Origin of the sequence: Cryobacterium melibiosiphilum, from assembly GCF_003602235.1 — a bacterium.
GTDB lineage: Bacteria > Actinomycetota > Actinomycetes > Actinomycetales > Microbacteriaceae > Cryobacterium > Cryobacterium melibiosiphilum.
In genome coordinates this window covers 1-2,475 of record NZ_QZVS01000009.1, presented here as the reverse complement: position 1 = coordinate 2,475, position 2,475 = coordinate 1, and the positions used below count along the sequence as shown (strand labels likewise).

Genomic DNA, 2,475 nt, shown 5'->3' with positions numbered 1-2,475 from the left:
CCGGCAGCAAGGCCGGCAGCTTCGCCGGGCCCACCACGAAAACCAGGACTCTGAATTTAGCGACGCCCTTCAGTCAACGCGGGGCGGTGGATCGAGGCTTAGACCCTGCGCGGCGCCTCGCGATCGCGACCGGCGTCAACATCAATGGGACCAGCTCGTTACCGTTGACCGGGCCAACAACTGGCACCTCGACTCGCGTATCCCGGCCTACGAACAGGCCGGGGAAGCTCTCTACGCCAGAAACGACCTCGACCGCGGACACCTCGTCCGGCGCCAAGACCCCGTCTTGGGCAACAAAACAATAGCCCAGCAAGCGAATTACGATACCTTCGCCTACACCAACGCCGCCCCACAAGCCGCAGCCTTTAACCAATCGAAAGAGCTCTGGCTCGGCCTCGAAGACCACGTCCTCACCTACGCCCGCACCAACGGTAACCGCATCAGCGTCTTCACCGCCCCCATACTCTCAGCCCAGGATCCGACCTACCGCGGCGTGAAAATCCCTCAGGCGTTCTGGAAAATCGCGGCGTGGACCACGACCCTGGAAGACTCCACCGTTCTGCACTCTGCCGGGTTCGTCCTCGACCAAAGCCCGCAATTAGAAGACCTCGACCTTAACCTTGACCTTGACCTTGACCTTGACCTTGACACGGTCCGCGCTCGCGCCCGCATCGACGGCACTCCCCCGCCGCTTGGACCGTACCGCACCTACCAAGTACCCATCATCGACATCACCGACATCACCAGGCTCAACATGACCGCCCTATCCCAGGCAGACGCCTACACCCCGACCCCAGCTATCCAAGAAGATGCCGACCGTCGAGCGCGCTGGGTCGAACTGATCGACACCGTAAGCATCCAGCTCTAACCACACCGAATCATTTACAGCCAGCTCAGTCCCCCGCGCGGAGGTAGACGTAGACGGTTTCGCGGCTGATCCCAAACTCTCGAGCAAGCACAGATTTCGGCACGCCCGCGGCAGCCTTCTCTCGCAGCTCGGCCGCGCGGACCATGTCGAGTGACGGGGTGCGGCCGCGATAGACGCCACGCTTTTTTGCCAGGGCAATGCCCTCGCGTTGACGTTCACGGATCAACGATCGCTCGAACTCAGCGAACGCTCCCATGACGTTTAAAAGCAGGTTCGCCATCGCGTTGTCATCGCCCGTGAAGGTGAGCTGCTCTTTCACGAACTCGACCCGGACCTTCTTCGCGGTCAGCCGGCGCACGATCAAGCGAAGGTCATCGAGGTTGCGGGCCAGGCGGTCCATGGAGTGCACGAGAACAGTATCGCCCTCGCGAACGAACTTGATCATCTCCTCCAGCTCGGGCCGGTTCTGATCCTTCCCCGACGCCTTATCCTCAAACACCCGATCAACCTCAACACCAGCAAGCTGACGGACAGTGTTCTGATCGAGGGTACTCACGCGCACATATCCAACTCGCTGACCCGTCACGGGGCTCTCCTACCTGTTTTGTCAGATTGAAGTCTAAGACCCAGTCGTGAGGGGTGTCCACCAATCGAAATTTGATCCTATCCTGACAATTTTGGGTTAGGACACCTGACGCCTAGTTGGGGTACACCCCAAACCGACACCTCACGATCTCTGCGCGGGTATTCAAGTCCGGCGTCGCTGTTTAGGGAATCGTCTTGACAAACTTCTTCTGCGCAGAACCGTCCGCCGGCGTCCAGATCACCCAGATCGTTCGACTCGTCGGCGAGCTGAGGCGTCGAATGAAGGTAAAGAAAATACTTTCACCGCGCGGCACGTCGGCAGTCTCTTCCACGTCGGGCTTTATCCATTGCTCGTTGAAGCCGTCAGGAGCGCCAATAGAGACGTGCATGACGTCGTATCCTGTCTTGTTCGTTGCCTTCCATCGCTGATCGATGCTCGGGTCTGTGAGAGCTTCAAGGGCCCATTCCTCTCGATGCGTAGCCGCCGATTCGAGGAGCGCGGTCTGCTTTTCCAAAGTGTCTGCAGTTCGTCCGTGATGTCGCACGGCGACCTCGGCTGCTGACGCTGATCGAGTAGCGGCGTCGAGGGCGGTGCGCTCGTGCGCGGAAGCCTCGTCTCTGGCCTGACGAGCGTCGTTGACCGAGCGCAAGGCGATAACAGCGGCTATCACCGTTGCAACAAGGATCCCAAAATTTACGATCATCGAAGCGAGTTCCATATTGAGCACTGTATTGGCCGCGGCGCCGCAGCGTGTGCGGACAGGACCTGAACCCGTGACCAACGGATTATGAGTCCGCTGCTTCACCACTCATCCGGCCATCTCGAGCAATCAAGGCGCGATCAAAAACTGCTATGGCGGTGTTTCGGCGGCTTTTGATTTCGGCCACGGGTTTTGACCCCTCGACCGATGGACGTCGCACCCGGTGAATATTGGCTTCGATGGGCACCACCTGTGGTGCGGTTGAGCCCCACTGTTCAGATGCGTGACCTGCACCGTTCAGCCCCACGACCGGCGTGGTTG

4 protein-coding genes are annotated in these 2,475 nt (G+C 59.7%); 1 reads left to right on the top strand and 3 read right to left on the bottom strand.

The window, feature by feature from the left end:
* A partial coding sequence (locus D6T64_RS00080) for a DNA/RNA non-specific endonuclease (protein WP_147364376.1) occupies positions 1–868 on the top strand: 868 nt, incomplete at its 5' end.
* 25 nt (positions 869–893) lie between these two features.
* On the opposite strand, the gene D6T64_RS00075 is transcribed toward D6T64_RS00080, so the two are convergent.
* The 3 genes from D6T64_RS00075 to D6T64_RS22965 form a co-directional block, all read right to left on the bottom strand.
* Positions 894–1,454, bottom strand: coding sequence for a recombinase family protein (locus tag D6T64_RS00075; protein WP_119970242.1), 561 nt, complete (start codon positions 1,452–1,454; stop codon positions 894–896).
* Positions 1,455–1,635: 181 nt separating this feature from the next.
* The gene (locus tag D6T64_RS00070; RefSeq protein ID WP_147364375.1) at positions 1,636–2,172 is read right to left on the bottom strand and encodes a hypothetical protein; all 537 of its coding nucleotides are present in this window, start codon (positions 2,170–2,172) and stop codon (positions 1,636–1,638) included.
* Between the two features lie 67 nt (positions 2,173–2,239).
* Positions 2,240–2,475: hypothetical protein (locus D6T64_RS22965; protein WP_233550741.1), on the bottom strand; the 236-nt coding region annotated here is incomplete at its 5' end.

Bases quoted from the DNA above. Each gene is read 5' to 3' on its own strand.
- D6T64_RS00070 (WP_147364375.1), bottom strand. From the start codon at position 2,172: ATGGAACTCGCTTCGATGATCGTAAATTTTGGGATCCTTGTTGCAACG.